The following is a 17,621-nucleotide window of genomic DNA, read 5'->3' on the forward strand; positions in this document are numbered from 1 at the left end:
TTACCAAAATGACTGAGTTTTTTATAATTCTTTTTTTAATTATTCTGAATGGCTTGTTCTCCATGGCAGAAATTGCCCTGGTGTCTGCCCGCAAAGCCCGATTGGAAGCTCAGGCATCCAAAGGAGATGAAGATGCAGCCAAAGCGCTGAAACTGGCGAATCATCCAGATACATTTCTATCCACCGTACAGATTGGTATTACCTTAATAGGTGTTTTGACAGGTATATTTTCCGGGGATAAGTTTAAAGAACCACTGGCTAATTGGCTGGCAGGGTTTTCTTCATTGGCTACCTATAGTAGTACCATTGCCACAACTATCATTGTGATTATTGTAACTTATTTGTCTTTGGTTTTGGGAGAACTGGTTCCCAAAAGAATTGGATTAAGCAATCCGGAAGGAATTGCTAAATCTGTTGCAGGGCCTATGCGTTTTGCAGGTTGGCTGACTTTCCCTTTTATCTGGCTATTATCCAAGTCCTCTAATGTCATTGTTAAGCTGATGCGTATAAAGGCCAATGAAAATCAAGTGACAGAAGAAGAAATCAAAGCAATCATTAGTGAGGGTACCGAGCAGGGAACCATTGAAGAGGCTGAACAAGAAATTATAGAGCGAGTATTTCATTTAAGTGACAGAAATATTACATCTCTGATGACGCATAGAAGTGATATTGAATGGATAGAGGGAGATAAGAAAGTAGGGGAAGTAAGGATTCTTCTGCAGGACATGATACACTCAGTGTATCCAGTTTGCGAAGATGATATTGACCATATCAAAGGAGTTGTATCCATTAAGGATTTATTTGCTGCAGATGCTGAGTCAACTATATTCTCCATAATGAAGCCCGCCATGTATGTTCCGGAGAATAATTCGGCGTATCAGGTGTTAGAAAAATTCAAGCAGACAAAAATTCATCAATGTTTTATCGTAGACGAATATGGTAGTGTTCAGGGATTAATGACACTAAACGATATTCTGGAAGCCATTGTAGGAGACATCCCGCAGGAAGAGGATGAAGCCTATGAAATAGTTGAAAGAGCGGATGGCTCTTACCTGATTGATGCCCAGATTCCATTCTATGACTTCTTGAGTAAGTTTGATAAAACTGAATGGATGGAGAAATGGGAGCAGGATTTCAATACCCTTGCAGGATTTATCATACATCATCTTGAGCGTATTCCTAAAACAGGTGATACATTGGAATGGGAATCATTTACCTTCGAAATTGTAGACATGGACAATCATCGCATAGATAAAGTCTTGGTTACCTCAACAGAACCGTTGCTCCCCAATGATTAGAAACTAAACTGGGTGGTTTTTTGCGGATAGTCCAGTTTATAGCTTTTTTGGTTCCCTTTGCTTTTTACATGAAACAGATTGATCTGGCTCGTTTCATAGTCGTGCAGTATAGAGCAATTGATGTCTACATTGTTCATTTCTTTTACCTGTTCTACTTCAAAATAAGACCATACACTTTCCCGGATAATTTCATAACCGATATAATTGAATTTTACAGGCTTCCCGTTGATCTTGAGCTGTAAATTTTTTCCGATATATTGGTTGATTTGCTGGTCTATATATGCTTTGTTGGCAGGTTTGATGATATCAATTTTAGCGGTAGTCTGTTTTTGCAGTGTTTTTTCCAGATCGTCCGTAAATATGCGAATGCTTATTTCAGCGGTAGCTTCTTTTTCATTGTGGTTGATTTCGATCACCGATACATAAAAAGGGTGTAAAAATGCAAGGCCTGCCGATAGGAGCCATTGAACAAAAATTGTAGCCATTGAACCAGTTTATTTATGGCAAATGTCGGTTTTAATTTATATTGCTGCTATGATTGATTTTGGACTTTTTTTCCAAATGGGTTATGAGCATATTGCTGATTTAAAAGGGATAGACCATATCCTTTTTGTTACTGCACTTTGTATCCGCTATCAGTTTGCTGATTGGAAGAAGCTACTTTGGCTGGTAACCGCTTTTACCCTTGGTCATTCCATTACGCTAGCTTTGAGTGTTTTTAATATTCTCAATTATTCGGTTAATTGGATTGAATTCCTTATTCCGGTAACCATCGTTATTACTGCTGTTAGCAATGTTTTCGTCAAGAAATTTGTATACAAAGCAAAATTCCCGCTGATTTATTTCTTTGCAGCCTTCTTTGGTTTAATTCATGGATTGGGATTCAGTAATTACCTGAAAAGTTTATTAAGCAAGGAGGGGAATATTGTTCCAGAGTTATTGGCATTCAATCTAGGACTTGAAGCAGGACAGCTGGCTATCGTACTTAGCATTCTATTTATTTCACTTATATTCGTTCAGCTTTTTAAAATAAACCGAAGGGAATATTTATTATACATTTCCGGCGGCATATTTGCCATTGCTTTACAAATGGCAATAGAAAGATTACCTTTTTAATAAACCAACTCAATTATGAAAAAAGTTGCGCTGTTCATGGTAGTTGCCTTGTTTGCCTCCGGCACTCAGGCTCAGAATATCATGAACAATCCCACATCAAATCATGGGAACAAATTTGAACAGTTAGGCACTATTTTGCCCACACCTAACGAGTATCGTACTGCCAGTGGGGCACCAGGCCCTAAGTATTGGCAACAAAGAGCCGATTATATTATTAAGGCAGAATTGGATGAGGCCAATCTAAAATTAAAGGGTACTGAAACGGTAACCTACTTCAATAACTCTCCAGATGTATTGACTTATTTGTGGTTACAGCTAGATGAAAATGAGCATAGTTCTAAGAACAATGCCAATTACCAGGACGCAACTGCCATGCCTCGTCAGGTAACTACCAGTCAGTTGGACAATATGGCAAATGCAAAGAAAGATAATGGCAATGGACATATCATTTCTTCATTAACAGATATTGCCGGAAAGCCTTTAAAATACACCATCAATAGAACCATGATGCGTGTTGACTTGCCAGCACCACTAAAGCCTGGACAGAAATTTGTATTCAATGTTGCCTGGAGTTATAAAATCACCAACAGAATGGTAGAAGGGGGTAGAGGTGGTTACGAAACCCTGGAAGATGGTAATAATTTATTTACCATGGCACAGTGGTTTCCCCGTTTGTGTGTTTACAGCGACTTTCAGGGATGGCAGAACCAGCAATTTACCGGAAGAGGGGAGTTTGCTTTAGCTTTTGGAAACTATGATGTTACTTTAACAGTACCTGCTGATCATATTGTATTGAGTACTGGTGTTTGTCAGAACTATGCACAGGTTTTATCACCTGCACAAATGGCTAGATGGAACCAAGCTCAGACTGCCAAAGAGCCGGTGGAAATTGCTACATTGGAAGAAGCTAAAGCCAAGGAAGCATCAAAAAGCACTCAAAAGAAAACCTGGGTATACAAGGCAGAAAATGTTAGAGATTTTGCTTGGACTACAAGCCGCAGATATATCTGGGATGCCATGCCTGTTTACGTTGAGGGTAAAAAAATCATGTGCATGAGCGGATATCCGAAAGAAGCATATGGTTTGTACAGAAAGTTTTCAACCAAAGTGGTTGCACATACTATCAAGTCTTATTCTAAGTTCTCTATTCCTTATCCTTACCCTGTAGCTCAGAGTATTGAAGCTTCCAATGGGATGGAATATCCAATGATCTGTTTTAATAATGGAAGAACCAATAAAGATGGTTCTTACAGTGAGCAAACCAAGGTTGGGATGATTGGGGTGATAGTGCATGAAGTGGGACATAATTTCTTCCCAATGATTGTAAATAGTGATGAACGTCAATGGAGCTGGATGGATGAAGGTATTAACAGCTTTGTTCAATACCTGACTGAAGAATTATTTGATAACAAATATCCTTCCAGAGGTGGTCCGGCATGGGGCATCGCAGGTTATATGCGATTACCTAAAGAGCAACTGGAACCTATTATGACCAATAGTGAAAATATTGTTCTTTTTGGACCTAATGCTTACACTAAACCTGCTACTGGTTTGAACATTCTTCGTGAAACCATTATGGGAAGAGAGTTATTTGATTATGCATTTAAAGAATATGCACGTAGATGGGCTTTTAAACACCCTACACCAGCTGATTTCTTCCGTACTATGGAAGATGCCAGTGCCGAAGATTTGGACTGGTTCTGGAGAGGTTGGTTCTACGGAATTGATCCTGTGGATATAGCCATTGATACAGTTAAACATGCGGTAATGAATCCTGATGCAAAACCAAATGCACCTCAGGCTTCTACACAAACCATGCCGCTGGCAAAGCCTTTATTCAGTGGTGCTGCGGCCTTTGATGATATTTCTAAGCAGCGTAACAGAAATGATAAAAGCATTATTTTCTTAACAGATGCTGATACCAGCCTTAGAGATTTCTATTGGAGATATACACGTGGAATGGAACCCTATGATTCTGTAACCCGTGTTCCTGTTCCTAGTTTCCCTGCACCAACAGAATTAACAGCAGAAGAAAAGGCCAAATACCAGAATGTGAATTTGTACGAAGTTACCTTCTCTAATAAAGGCGGATTAGTAATGCCCATTATTGTAGAATTCACTTTCGAAGACGGCACTACTGAAACAGAAAAAATTCCTGCTCAAATCTGGAGAAAGAATGAGCAGAAAGTTACCAAGCTGTTCATGACTACCAAAAAAGCCAAGCATATTAAGTTAGATCCAATGAAAGAAACAGCGGACATTAATGAAGGGAATAATGTATGGCCTAAAAATGGAGTTGCTCCTGAGCCAAGCAAGTTCAGCTTGTTCAAAAGCGCAGCCGGAAGAAGCCGCGGTCAATCCAGTGGAGCCAATCCAATGCAGAACGCGATGCAGAAATCCAACTAATACATAAGTTAAAACTATATACAATGCCACCTGCTTAAATTCGGGTGGCATTTTGTATTTTAGCCAACGCTATAGCTATTCATAAAAAACATTGTATGAAGAAAATTTTGACGGTTGCTTTTGCCATTTTTTCTGTGTTTCAAACATATGCGCAAAACATCATGAACAATCCCAGTTCCAATCATGGGAATAAGTTTGAACAGTTGGGTACCATATTACCTACGCCTAATGAATACCGGACAGCCAGTGGGGCTCCTGGTCCAAAGTATTGGCAACAACGGGCTGACTATATTATTAAAGCAATATTGGATGAACCTAAACTGAGCTTATCAGGAACAGAAACCATCACCTACTTTAACAATTCGCCTGATGTATTAACCTATCTATGGTTGCAATTAGACGAAAACCAGCACAGTTCGGTCAATAATGCCAACTATCAGGATGCATCTAATTTGGAAAATGCCGTTAATACCAATCAACTGGATAAGCTTGCCGCTGCTAAATCAGACAATGGCTATGGTCATAAAATTTCCAAGTTAACGGATGTATTAGGTAAGCCCTTGAAGTACCTTATTAATAAAACCATGATGCGGATAGAATTACCTTCTCCGCTAAAACCTGGTCAGAAATTTGTTTTTAGTGTAGACTGGAGTTACAAGATTTCAGACAGGATGACTTTTGCGGGCAGAGGCGGATATGAAATGCTGGAAGACGGTAATCATTTATTTACCATGGCACAGTGGTTTCCCCGTTTATGTGTGTACAGCGATTTTCAGGGTTGGCAGAACCAACAGTTCTCAGGTAGAGGAGAATTTGCTTTGACTTTTGGCAATTACGATGTTACACTAACCGTGCCATCTGATCATATTGTGCTGAGTACAGGTGTTTGTCAAAACTATGCACAGTTATTAACTCCGGCACAGTTAAGTCGATGGAATCAAGCGCAAACCAGCAAGGAGCCAGTTGAAATAGCTACCCTAGAAGAAGCCAATCAACGATCAACCGGAAAATCTGCAAAAAACAAGACCTGGGTATACAAGGCAGAGAACGTAAGAGATTTTGCCTGGACCTCCAGTCGCAGATATATCTGGGATGCCATGCCTGTTTATATTGAAGGAAAGAAAGTTATGTGTATGAGTGGCTATCCAAAAGAAGCGTATGGTTTGTATCGTAAGTTTTCTACCAAAGCGGTTGCACATACCATTAAAACCTATTCTAAATTTTCTATCCCATATCCATATCCTGTAGCGCAAAGTATTGAAGCTTCCAATGGAATGGAATATCCGATGATTTGTTTCAATAATGGAAGAACCAATAAAGACGGCTCTTATGCAGAAGCTACTAAATATGGAATGATTGGTGTAATCATACATGAAGTAGGGCATAATTTCTTCCCAATGATTGTAAATAGCGACGAACGTCAGTGGAGCTGGATGGATGAAGGCTTGAACACATTCGTTCAGTTTCTTACAGAAGAAGAGTGGGATAATAAATATCCTAGTCGCCGTGGTCCTGCCCGTCTGATCACCGACTATATGCGCTTGCCTAAAGATCAACTGGAACCTATTATGACCAACAGCGACAATATTATTCAGTTTGGTCCAAATGCCTATGCGAAGCCTGCAACAGGTCTTAATATTTTAAGAGAGACCATCATGGGCAGGGAATTATTTGATTATGCATTTAAAGAGTATGCCAGAAGATGGGCATTTAAACATCCAACTCCTGCCGATTTATTTCGTACCATGGAAGATGCCAGCGCAGAAGATTTGGATTGGTTCTGGAGAGGTTGGTTCTATAGCATTGAGCCATGTGATATTGCCATAGAGGGCGTAAAGCATGCAGTGGTGAACAAACAGCCTGCAGCTGTGGCGCCAAGAACAGGAGCACCTGCAATGCGTAGTCTTGATAAACCATTATTCAGTGGTGCTGCAGCTTTTGATGATATTTCTAAGCAGCGGAACAGAAATGATAAGAATATTATTTTCTATACAGATGCTGATACCAGTTTAAGAGATTTTTATTGGAGATATACCCGCGGTCTGGAACCCTATGATTCCAGTTTTAAATATCCGGTGCCGGTAATGAATACACCGGAAGCTTTATCAGGGGATGCATTGGCGGCTTATGATAATGTTCATTTATATGAAATCAGTTTTGCAAATAAAGGAGGTCTTGTAATGCCAATCATAGTTGAATTTACATTTGAAGATGGTACAAAGGAAACCGAAAAAATCCCTGCACAAATTTGGAGAAAGAATGAACAGAAAGTCACCAAACTGTTTATGACACAAAAGAAAGCAGTTTCTATTCAGTTAGATCCTTTAAAAGAAACTGCTGATATTGATGAATCTAATAACAGATGGCCGAATGGAGTAGTAGAAGAGCCATCCAAATTTTCACTGTTCAAAGGTGGTGCAGGAAGAGGAAGAGGTCAATCTTCCGGAATGAATCCTATGCAACATGCACAGCAAAGGAATTAATTAAACGATTGAATATAGATAATAATAACGCAACTTGTTTCCATTAATAAGTTGCGTTATTGCTTAAAAAACACGCAATGAAAAAACTTGGGATAATCCTCTCTTTTATTTTAATGGGATTCAATGGCTTTACAGCTGAAGTAGATACTTTGATGGTACCCAGTAAATCTATGAAAAAAAATATTCCTGCAGTTATTGTACTGCCATCCGGCTATCAGCAGGCAAAACAACAATTTCCGGTTGTGTATTTGTTGCATGGGGCAGGGGGAAGTTATAGAAATTGGATAACGCGTGTTCCACATATAAAGGCATTGGCTGATCAATACCAGATGGTGATTGTATGTCCTGATGGAGCAGTAACCAGCTGGTATTTTGATAGTCCGGTTGATAGTAATTTCAGATATGAAAGCTTTGTGGCCAAAGAACTGCCGGCCTATATTGATCAGCATTACAAAACCATACCCAATCGAAAGGGCAGGGTTTTAACTGGTCTCAGCATGGGTGGTCATGGATCTTTGTTCTTAGGGTTCAGACATGCGGAAGATTTTAGTGGTGCAGGAAGTATGAGCGGAGCGTTACATGTAACTGTTATTCGCCAGGGTTATGGTGTTGAGAAGATATTGGGTGATACGCTTGTCAATAAAAAATACTGGAACGACTGGAGTGTACTGAATGCAATAGAACAGAAACCTGCTGATTCTTTGGCTATATTGATTGATTGCGGTAATGAAGACAGGGTCTTGCCTATGAACAGAGCCGTTCATGAAAAAATGTTGAAACTAAATATTGCTCATGAGTACACTGAAAGGCCAGGTAATCACGATTGGAAATACTGGGAAAATGCAATCGACTACCAGATGCTCTTTTTCAGTAAGCATTTTAAAAGAATGCTTGTTAAAAATTAAGTTATTAGTAAAAGTCAAGCTGTTTCATCATCAAGATGATTGCTGGTGTAGCATTACGGATAATTTTAGTAACCCAGTAAACCCTTTAGGGCATCAATTCTGAATTGTACTACAGGCTTCATTTTGGCAGGATGCCCCTGTAGTAAATAGCCTAATGCCAATACAAATGAAGCCCCTAATTTAAACAGGTATTCAACAATTTTCATCCAATAAGTGGATTTGCTGATTTCGAGTGTCCTGACTCTTTCTCCTCTGCCAATACCACTGGCTACTCTGTACATGTATTCTGGCGTTAGTTTTTTCGTTTCTACTATATGTTCTACCATTACGTCCGGATGGTAATAAATAGTTTTACCTATTGCTTTTAATTTGAGAAAGAATTCTTTTCCTTCGCCTCCAATTCTGAGCGTCCCCTTTACACCAGGTAGTGCTGTATTAAATCCCTTTACCTGCTCAAAATCAGATTTCTTAATTATCATATTCGATTCCAGCGGATATTTATTCGGACTAAAAACACAAACCTCTTTGCTATAATCAAAATTGCCTACAAGAGAGGAAACAAAATGACTCATCCATTTGGGTTCTTCCGGTATATAGCGTGGTACAATCCTTCCGCCTAATCCACCTGCATCAGGATGCTGCTGATAAAATGCCAGAATAAGGGCCAGATAATCGGGCTTTGCAATGGCATCATCGTCCATAAAACAAAGCAAATCTCCTTTGGCCAGCGCAGCCCCTGTGTTGCGGGCAAAAGAAGCTCCCTGTTGAGGTTCATTGGTATAATAAAACTGACCGTCAGTATGGGTTGCAATGAAATCTTTGCAGACTTGCGCTGTATTATCCGTTGAATTGTTGTTTACAACAATTACTTCAAATTGATTCCTGCCAATCGTTTGGTTGTACAAACTGCTCAATGCTTCCGGTATATAAACTGCCCGGTTGTATGTGCAGATGACTACTGATATTACAGGCTGCTGGTAATTCATTTCGGTAAAGATAAAATGGATTCCTGAACTATATGATCCCAATGATATTCTTTATAGAATTCCTCTGAAACAGTTTGTTGCTTACTATTTGACATAGAAAATGCAATCATAGCTTGAGCAAATTCCTGCCAATTAAAATTGTTTATACGCGTTAACTGACCGTTTACATGCACAGTTTCAATTCCCTCAGCGCTTTTACTAAATGCTATTACCGGAAGACCCGAGGAGAGCGAATCAATGAGTTTGGTTTTAACCCCCGCCCCCAAGCTTACCGGACAAATAAAGCAATCAGTGCCGGCATAATAAGCCTGAATATCTTCTACAAATCCTTCATAAATAATTTCAGGAATCGTTCCAATATGGGTTAATAAGTCTTGCTCAATCTGAACCCCACTAATGATGATTTTATAAGTTAATGACGTAGTATTCAACGTCGGGATCAGCTTTTGAATAATATCATAAATAGCTTTCTTATTCGGTATATAATCCAACGTGCCATTAAAGAAAAATAAAATTGTGGTATCTTTCAATTGATGTTTTTTCAGCAATTCCTTTTTTGATTCTGCTCTCTGGATAGGGGTGAAAGGTTCTTTGCGATAGGTTCCAAAAGGAATCAGACCTGTCTTGTTCTGATGCAATTTCCAATGTTGAATGGCATAAGCTCTATCCGTCTCGGAAATGAAGAAACTGAAATTGGCCTGTTGATGCACTTTTTTTTCATACCACTGATAAAGTTGCCAGCCTTTTCTTCCCATCTCTTTGAATCTGATGGCTTCTATATTCGCAGATTTGATAAGAAACTTTTTGCCCGAAAAAAAACGCAACAAAATACCAAGCCAACCAAAATAACTATGATCAATAAAAATCCATTCAATTTCTTCTTTCCTGATTAGTGTAATCAGGGATGGAATTTTAAACAGATTCTTCCAACCATGCCAGTGGTTAAACAAGTTAGGATACAGGAGCAAGTTATCATTGTTCATTATATCCGTTCCTGCAATACTGTTGTCCTTCCCGATATTGTCGCTGGAAATGGCCATTATTACCTTGCTGTACCTTGCAAGGGATTGGTAATAATGAACAATGTATTGTTGTCCACCCATATGGGCGGGAAAAACTTTAAATGAAACGATGCCCAAAACATTGGGTGCTCTCATTAGGCGTTCTTAGGTTTTCTGAAAGCTCCAGCTAAGGCACCTATTAACAGCAGCCAGATGATAACAGAGGACCCAATGGCTGCTTTTGATCCAACTGAATAAGAAGCAGGTTCAAAACGGAATTCAATATTGTGTTTCCCAGCAGGAATCTGAATGCCTCTTAAAACATAGTTGGTTTGAAAGATAGGAGTCTCCTTGTCATCAACATAGGCTTTCCACCCTGCATCATAGAATACTTCACTGAAAACTGCAAACTGATTAGTAGCAGCATTGAAAGCATAACTCATCTGATCATTTTCTGCTTTTACCAGTTGTATGCTGGCAGTGCTATCATATTGAATAGCGCCGATGGCAGTTTTGTCTTTTTGATAAAGTACAGCTGTTTCTGAGGGATTAAAATTGCTTAGTTCATCCATAATTGCGACAGGTGATTCTTTAAATTGTAAAGACTTCACCAGCCAAGCAGCACCCAGTGCTTGCGGGTTCTGCTGTACCGAAGGTTGACCGCTTTGTTGATCTGGTACTATGATATACTTCGTATTCAGCATATTTAAAACGGGTATACAATTCGGAAATTTATACAACTGACGTTCAATTAAATCCTGATAAATACTGAGTTTGGCAGGATGGTACCCACCAATGGATTTGTGAAAATAAGAGCTGAGTGCGCCTCCGTTAAAAGCACTTGAAATCCCCTGGGTTACATTCAATACCCTATAATATCCTGTATCTTTTAATATTTGCAGGTCTGCAAGGGAAGGTGTAAAATTATTTTCATACTCTACAGCATCCTGGTAATTATTTTCATTCAGGTATTTTGTATTAATGCCAAATACATCAATCAAGGCAAAAATGCCAATTGCAATAATTGCATACAGCGGCTTAATTTTTTGTTTGATGACGGCAAAAACTGCCAATGCCGCAACCAGGCTGAACAAAAGCGTCCTGAGCATATCGTTCATTGCCAGTGTTTGTCTGTCTGACCGTAAGCCTTCTACAAAACTTTTTACCGGCGCTTCCAATTGAGCTCTTTGTGATGCATCCGGAATTTTGGCAATTTGCTCAAGTAACATCTTATCTGAAGCATTACTGAAATCAGCAGTCAGATATACAATGGCTGCAATCGCAAATACACTACCAACTACCCAGAGGCCTTTTTTATATTTTTCCCAAAGTATAGAAGGGCTAGCTTCTTTTGTAATAGTATCTAAACTAAGTGCTGCCAGCATACACATTAAAAAAGTGGGGACAACCAGAATCATACTAGGTGCCCTAAATTTATCGTACATGGGCAGATACTTGAGCATGGCAATATTGAAACCTTCCAGGTATTTACCCCAACTAAGCAACAAGGTAAAGACCATGGCTGCAGCCATCCAGTAAGTATATTTCCTGTCTACCATTACCAGTCCCAATAAGGCTAAAAAGCAGATGATGGCACCTGCATAAGGAGGCCCATCAGTACCTTCAATCCCTCCCCAATAGAAATGTAAATAGCCTTGCAATTGTTGCCCCAGTTCCGCAGGCATATTTTGAAGGGCTGCAATGGCAGCGGATTTTTCCTGAGCCAGTTCCAGCTGATTGCTGCTTCCCCCATAGAACCTTGGAAACATCATTACCAGGGGCTCAGTTTTATACATACTATAGCTCATTGCATAGTCTTTGCTTAGACCAGTCTTGGTTACATTGGTGGTACTGTCGGCCAATACACTACCGCCACGAATGGATTTTTTGGCATATTCATAAGTGGTAATCAGGGTTACGGCATTCACCATGATTCCGAGTGCGGCCGCCATAATGGCTAGGCCCGCTGATTTTAATAAATGAGAGCTTTCCTTTTCTTTTATGCATTTAACTGCAAAAGCAACACTCATGAACAGAATGATGATAAAACCATAATAGGTAATCTGCAGGTGATTGGCACCCAGCAGCAATGCCGTGAACAGGGCTGTTAATGCGGTACCTGCAATGTATTTTTTATCGTAGATTAAAATTAATGAGGCAATGATGGCAGGTAAATAGGCAATGGCATTCATCTTGGTATCGTGCCCTGCAGCCAGAATAATTGGATTATAAGTAGCATAGGTATATCCCAATGCACTGATGATTCCGATATAGGCATTGATGCTTAAAACCTGCGTAAGGAAATAAAAGCAAAGGCAGGCCAGAAAGAATACACCCACTGGTTTTGGAAGACCCACTAAAAATATATCTCCCAAATAGCCAACTGAAATAGGGTTCTCACTGATGCCGGTAATTTGATAGGCAGGCATCCCACTGAACATTCCATTACTCCAAAGGGGAAAATGACCTGTTTTTTCCTTTGACTGAAAGGAATTCTGTGCCATCCCCTTCCATTGGGTAACATCGTGCTGTTGCAGAACCTTTCCTTCCAGGGCAGGTTTGCAATAAATAAGCGCCACTACAAAAAAAATCACCACCGCCAGCGCATGCGGCATAATCGCTTTCCAATTGATCCTGTTCATAGCTCTAAAAATATGCAACAAACCTAATAACTTTATGCCATGAGACCACTTTTATTTGCCTCCAGAATGGCTTTTATCTGCAATATTTTGTTTTTGTTATGTCTGGTAATTCAGCGCACATATGATTTCCTCCCCAATAAGGAAATCAGTGGATTGGTACTTTTGTTGGGATGGATGGTAGCGCCCATTCAAAATATGGTAGCGAACTTCTGGTACGGATTGGTGTTACTAAGCAAGTCCGCTATTCGAATACCCAACTGGATTGCTATTTTTAATGTAGTCATCCTGTTGATTCAGTTTTTTGTTTACTTTATTCTGCCATCGTGATCAGTAAAATTTTAAACGACAAGCCAACCAAGCTATTTCTTGGCATTACCGCATTTTTTGTTGCCAATGCCCTGATTGCCGAGTGTATTGGTGGAAAGATATTTTCACTAGAGAAATTATTGGGTATTTCCCCATTCAATTTCACCATACTGGGTCAATCAGGACTCGCATTCAACCTGACTTGTGGCGTTTTGCTCTGGCCGCTCGAATTTGTAATCACAGATATTGTGAATGAATATTACGGCCCTAAGTCGGTTAAGCGAATTAGTTATACAGCTGTGGTGCTTATTCTCTATGCCTTTATTATGTTTTATGCTGCTATGGAAATACCGCCGGCAGATTTCTGGATTTTATCCGGCGTAGATAAAGGGGTAACAAATATGCAATCTGCTTTCGGAAGCATTTTCGGGCAGGGGATGTGGATTATTGTGGGGAGTCTGACTGCTTTCTTGGTTAGTCAGATTGTAGATGTAACTGTCTTTCATAAAATTAAAAAAAGAACCGGTGAAAAGTGGGTTTGGTTGAGGGCAACGGGCTCCACCATGGTATCTCAAATGGTAGATAGTTTTGTGGTTTTGTTTATTGCATTTAAAATTGGGAATGGCTGGAGCTGGCAACTGGTTCTTGCAATTGCAGTAGTGAATTATCTCTATAAATTTACGATGGCTATTTTGTTAACCCCACTTATTTATTTTCTGGAAAAGAAAATTGAAAGTTATCTGGGTAAAGAACAGGCACAGAAAATGAAAAAGGAAGCGATGGGTATATCAAATGAATAGCATCTTCTATGCAATAGCATTCGTTCTGCTCTGATCAAGATGCTCAATGATATAGTCGTAGTGGGCTTTTTCTTGTTTCTTTTGCTCATATCTGTGACGAACCAGAACACTGATTCCATAAATAACATAGGCAACCTGTATGTAAATGAGTAACTCGTAAATACCAATAGCAAGACTATTGTAATAGTTCCATTTTTTATAAGCAGGAAGTTCTCCCATATAGTATTTCCATTTCAGACTAATGGGCAGTGCATAGGTATAAATCAGGAATATTGTAGAAATCAACAAACAGGTAAAGAACACATGTGCCCAGGATGCAAAAAAGCTTCTTTGTCCAAGATCTCTTAAAACGGAGTGCATCATAAAAGGAACAAGCACACTAAGTAAAAGCACACCTATCATAGTAGGAAAGTTCAGGATGTAGTAATTTTCATCCAAGAACAGAATGGCCACGTCGCTGTATGCGGCATAGTTAGCGATTAGGCCAAATAAGATAGGCACCGCCCAGAGCAAATTCTCTGCACGGATTAGACGTGTTGTCATAGGGTTTGACTACGGGTACAGGACAAAAATATATCAATAAATCAAGACTTAATTGCAATTTTGCTTTATAATGAGCTAAAATGGTTTAAAATACCAACACCTTTGTACGATTATGACCCCAAAAAGAGCACAAAAGATAGAATCCGTACTGAAAATGAGACAATCCGGGCTTACGATTGTAATGGAAAATGTGCATGATCCACATAATATTTACGCAGCCATGCGCACCTGTGATGCTGTTGGTATTCAGGATATTTATGTTTTGAATACGGAATTGCCCCGATCAGGGTATTTTGGCATCAAAAGCAGTAGCAGTGCCAATAAGTGGCTAACTGTACATCAGTTTGACGATGTGGCGCTATGTTTTGAGGCGCTAAGAAAAGAGTATGATTGTATTTATACTACTTTTTTGGGGGAAGCTAGTGCTTCCTTATACGAGCTTGATTTTACCAAAAAAGTGGCATTGGTATTTGGGAATGAACACAATGGGGTATCTGAAGCGGCCCGCAATCTTGCAGATGGTAATTTTGTGATTCCTCAGGTAGGAATGATTCCCAGTTTAAATATATCTGTGGCCTGTGCTGTTTCTATTTATGAAGCCTACAGACAAAGGAAAGAAGCCGGGCTCTACAATCAGGAGGTCTCTCTCCATCCAAATGCGGACAGTATTCGTGCACTTTGGTCTAGTTATTCGGCGGATTGATTTTCTTCGAGTTTTCGCTGCGCAGCTTTTTGCGTTAAGTAAGTGATACTCACATTTAATTCAAATCCGATTAACAAAATCAATGAATTGAAGTAGGCAAGAATCATCAGGATCATGACGGTACCAATGGATCCGTACACTTTATTGTAGCTGCCGAAATTATTTACCCAGTAAGAAAAAATAAGCGTAGTACCTACAATTAAAGTAGTTGCCAGTAAGGATCCTGGTGAAATCAGTTTCCATCTGATTTTTACAGAAGGTGCATATTTGTATATGAAAGCAATGCTGTAAAAAAACAAAGCCATTATCACTAGCCATCGAATGCTGTTTAGCCAAGGCATAGCGGACTTTTTAAGCCCGAAAAGTTTGCCAATTAAATAAGTGAGTTGAGCTTGACCCAGTAAAATCAGCGTAGAAGCAATCAGTAAAATAATAATCAATGTGGTTAATTGAATGGCTTTCCAACGTTGATGAAGAAAAAAACGTTTATGTTCCATAATAGAACGGTCAAATGTCAGGATTAAAGACATCATTGCATTGGAAGCATAATAGACTACCAATAAAAAACCAAAAGAGAAAACCCCAATGCTTCTTTGCATCAGATCGTCTATAATATTTTCAATAAAACGATAAGTATTGGAGTTAGGGCTAATGTCTTTGAATAAAGTAAGGATTTGTGGCTTAATATTCAGAAAATCCGGGAAATAGGGGAGTATAGAAAAAAGAAATAAAATTGTTGCAGGTAATGCCATAATCAGATTGAATGAAATGGCCGCAGCTCTTTCATTCAGCCCAATTTTATTTACCTGCTTAATAAAAAAGACAATGACATCATAAAGTGGTATGCCCTGAAACCCAGGAATGATAAAGGTTTTACTCTTTCTGATCAGAAAGGCAATCGGAGGCCAACTTACTATGATTCTTTCCAGCTTCGTCATTACTTGCCTATTCTTTTTTTCTCCAAGTATTCATCAAGTTTTTTCTGGTATTCTTTTGCATAACGATTGTGTTCTTCATAGTTGTCACTGAAGTGGTGATAACCACTGAAATCGCTTTTAGCTACAAAATAAATATAACTGGTTTTGGGAGCGTCTAAAACTATATCAATGGTTTTAGGAGATGGGGTGCCAATAGGACCTGGTGGAAGTCCTTTTACTCTATATGTATTGTAGGGCGAAGGATTGCTGAGGTACTTTTCGTAAATACGGGTAATGGTAAAATCGTTCATTGCGTATTTAATGGTAGGGCAAGCCTGTAATGGCATTTGTTTAGCCAGCCGGTTTAAATAGACACTGGCAATTTTATATTTGTCTTCAGAAAAATTTGTTTCCTCATCTACAATAGAGGCCAATATATACACCTGTTCAGGACTTAATCCCAAAGATTCAGCTTTTTGCAGTCTGTTGTTTTTTAGCCAGAATCTGGTTGATGCGGCCTTTAATTTCTCCAGAATGACAGGCATGGTTGCATCAGCATAAAAATTGTATGTATCTGGAATGATTTTAGTAAAAAGCAAAGTGGTGTCCAGATCCAGTGAAGCCAATGAATCAGCTGATTGCAAAAAATGAAGCACTTCCGATGAATCTGTAAAAAACTGTTTACTAATTAACTTGGCGAATTCCTGCTTGGTTCTAACTCTGTTGATGATCAGTTTTACTTCGGCCAGTCTTCCATTCTTTAGCATTCTTACAATATCAATGATACTTTGCCCTTTTTTAATTTCATATCTGCCAGGTTTCATCTTATCCCAGATATTAAAAGGTGCGCCGGCAATGCCTAACAAAGAAGTAAATCTAAGTATTCCAGCTTCTTCAAAAGCAGCCAGCACAGCAGATTTCTGTGTCTGATCCTTGTATATGGTTACCATTCTGCTTTTTTCCTCAAAACGGGTTGCAGGCAGAAAGAAAAGAGCAGCAAACCCGATACAAGCTATTGCAAACAGACTAATTACTATAATCAACCCTTTTTTAGAAGGGGCATTTTTTTTCGAAGCAGTTTTTTTTCTTGCCATAAGGTAAATTAAATAAAAAACCCTGTCATTGAAAAGGACAGGGTTTAAATTATATAGAAACTGGAACTATTTCTTGCTGCTATCTGTTGTAGCTGGCACAGTTGCTGCAGGTGCTGCCTGATTAGTTGCAGGTGCAGGAGCTGTTGTAGTTGTATTGATTTTCTGCAATACTTCAGTATTTACATCGTTACCACCACCCTTTAAAAATAGCGTAGAGAACAATGCTAATACGGCAATAATACCAGCGAAAATCCAGGTACCTTTTTCCAAAACGTCGGTAGTTTGTTTAACTCCCATTAATTGATTGCTGATACCGCCTACATTTCCAGCAAGGCCACCGCCTTTAGGATTTTGGATTAGAACCATAAAACCAAGACCAACCGCAGCAATCACAATCAGAACCAAAAACAGATAAATCATT

The 17,621-nt window shown here is 39.2% G+C and carries 16 protein-coding genes; 8 read left to right on the forward strand and 8 right to left on the reverse strand.

Going from position 1 to position 17,621, the window contains the following annotated elements:
* Positions 1-8 precede the first annotated feature (8 nt).
* Positions 9-1,298 carry a hemolysin family protein gene (locus TEGAF0_RS01995; protein WP_264899630.1) on the forward strand — a complete coding sequence of 430 codons (1,290 nt, stop codon included), beginning with the start codon at positions 9-11 and terminating at the stop codon, positions 1,296-1,298.
* Here TEGAF0_RS01995 and TEGAF0_RS02000 read toward each other — a convergent pair.
* Positions 1,295-1,783, reverse strand: a complete 489-nt coding sequence (locus tag TEGAF0_RS02000) for a DUF6702 family protein (protein WP_264899632.1) — start codon at positions 1,781-1,783, stop codon at positions 1,295-1,297. The two genes, TEGAF0_RS01995 and TEGAF0_RS02000, sit on opposite strands and share 4 nt — an antisense overlap.
* A gap of 22 nt (positions 1,784-1,805) precedes the next feature.
* On the opposite strand from TEGAF0_RS02000, the gene TEGAF0_RS02005 reads away from it, so the two are divergent.
* The 4 genes from TEGAF0_RS02005 (at position 1,806) to TEGAF0_RS02020 (ending at position 8,208) form a co-directional block, all read left to right on the forward strand.
* Positions 1,806-2,414, forward strand: coding sequence for a HupE/UreJ family protein (locus TEGAF0_RS02005; RefSeq protein WP_264899633.1), 609 nt, complete (start codon positions 1,806-1,808; stop codon positions 2,412-2,414).
* A gap of 15 nt (positions 2,415-2,429) precedes the next feature.
* Positions 2,430-4,820: a M1 family metallopeptidase gene (locus TEGAF0_RS02010; protein WP_264899634.1), complete on the forward strand. Its 2,391-nt coding sequence runs from the start codon at positions 2,430-2,432 to the stop codon at positions 4,818-4,820.
* Positions 4,821-4,915: 95 nt separating this feature from the next.
* Complete coding sequence (locus TEGAF0_RS02015) at positions 4,916-7,303, forward strand: M1 family metallopeptidase (RefSeq protein ID WP_264899636.1); 2,388 nt, start codon at positions 4,916-4,918, stop codon at positions 7,301-7,303.
* Between the two features lie 77 nt (positions 7,304-7,380).
* Positions 7,381-8,208 carry an alpha/beta hydrolase gene (locus TEGAF0_RS02020; protein WP_264899638.1) on the forward strand — a complete coding sequence of 276 codons (828 nt, stop codon included), beginning with the start codon at positions 7,381-7,383 and terminating at the stop codon, positions 8,206-8,208.
* 65 nt (positions 8,209-8,273) lie between these two features.
* Here the strand turns inward: TEGAF0_RS02020 and TEGAF0_RS02025 are convergent, their stop codons facing one another.
* Genes TEGAF0_RS02025 through TEGAF0_RS02035 form a run of 3 tightly spaced genes read right to left on the reverse strand, consistent with a single transcriptional unit; the run spans position 8,274 to position 12,837 of the window.
* Positions 8,274-9,194, reverse strand: a complete 921-nt coding sequence (locus TEGAF0_RS02025; protein ID WP_264899640.1) for a glycosyltransferase family 2 protein — start codon at positions 9,192-9,194, stop codon at positions 8,274-8,276.
* A complete protein-coding gene (locus tag TEGAF0_RS02030; protein WP_264899642.1) occupies positions 9,191-10,351 on the reverse strand; it encodes a glycosyltransferase in 1,161 nt (386 codons plus the stop codon). Before TEGAF0_RS02030 ends, TEGAF0_RS02025 begins: the two co-directional genes overlap by 4 nt.
* On the reverse strand, positions 10,351-12,837 hold the full coding sequence (locus TEGAF0_RS02035; RefSeq protein WP_264899643.1) for a YfhO family protein: 2,487 nt from the start codon (positions 12,835-12,837) through the stop codon (positions 10,351-10,353). Before TEGAF0_RS02035 ends, TEGAF0_RS02030 begins: the two co-directional genes overlap by 1 nt.
* 39 nt (positions 12,838-12,876) lie before the next feature.
* Between TEGAF0_RS02035 and TEGAF0_RS02040 the strand changes: the two genes are divergently transcribed.
* Together TEGAF0_RS02040 and TEGAF0_RS02045 are read left to right on the forward strand one after the other, a co-directional pair.
* Complete coding sequence (locus TEGAF0_RS02040) at positions 12,877-13,164, forward strand: hypothetical protein (protein ID WP_037351639.1); 288 nt, start codon at positions 12,877-12,879, stop codon at positions 13,162-13,164.
* The gene (locus tag TEGAF0_RS02045; RefSeq protein WP_264899646.1) at positions 13,161-13,943 is read left to right on the forward strand and encodes a queuosine precursor transporter; all 783 of its coding nucleotides are present in this window, start codon (positions 13,161-13,163) and stop codon (positions 13,941-13,943) included. Before TEGAF0_RS02040 ends, TEGAF0_RS02045 begins: the two co-directional genes overlap by 4 nt.
* A 6-nt stretch (positions 13,944-13,949) precedes the next feature.
* Here TEGAF0_RS02045 and TEGAF0_RS02050 read toward each other — a convergent pair whose 3' ends face one another.
* Positions 13,950-14,486, reverse strand: coding sequence for a hypothetical protein (locus tag TEGAF0_RS02050; protein ID WP_264899648.1), 537 nt, complete (start codon positions 14,484-14,486; stop codon positions 13,950-13,952).
* Between the two features lie 154 nt (positions 14,487-14,640).
* Here TEGAF0_RS02050 and TEGAF0_RS02055 point away from each other — a divergent pair, with 154 nt between their 5' ends.
* Positions 14,641-15,189, forward strand: coding sequence for a TrmH family RNA methyltransferase (locus tag TEGAF0_RS02055; RefSeq protein ID WP_264899650.1), 549 nt, complete (start codon positions 14,641-14,643; stop codon positions 15,187-15,189).
* On the opposite strand, the gene TEGAF0_RS02060 is transcribed toward TEGAF0_RS02055, so the two are convergent.
* From TEGAF0_RS02060 to secG, 3 genes are all read right to left on the reverse strand, one after another.
* A complete protein-coding gene (locus TEGAF0_RS02060; protein ID WP_264899652.1) occupies positions 15,174-16,127 on the reverse strand; it encodes a YihY/virulence factor BrkB family protein in 954 nt (317 codons plus the stop codon). The two genes, TEGAF0_RS02055 and TEGAF0_RS02060, sit on opposite strands and share 16 nt — an antisense overlap.
* Positions 16,127-17,200 (reverse strand): endolytic transglycosylase MltG, encoded by a 1,074-nt coding sequence (gene mltG, locus TEGAF0_RS02065; RefSeq protein WP_264899654.1) that lies wholly within the window; start codon positions 17,198-17,200, stop codon positions 16,127-16,129. Before mltG ends, TEGAF0_RS02060 begins: the two co-directional genes overlap by 1 nt.
* A gap of 66 nt (positions 17,201-17,266) precedes the next feature.
* Positions 17,267-17,620, reverse strand: coding sequence for a preprotein translocase subunit SecG (secG, locus tag TEGAF0_RS02070; protein ID WP_264899655.1), 354 nt, complete (start codon positions 17,618-17,620; stop codon positions 17,267-17,269).
* Position 17,621 lies beyond the last annotated feature (1 nt).

This window comes from Sediminibacterium sp. TEGAF015 (genome assembly GCF_025997995.1).
In the GTDB taxonomy this organism is placed as follows: domain Bacteria; phylum Bacteroidota; class Bacteroidia; order Chitinophagales; family Chitinophagaceae; genus Sediminibacterium.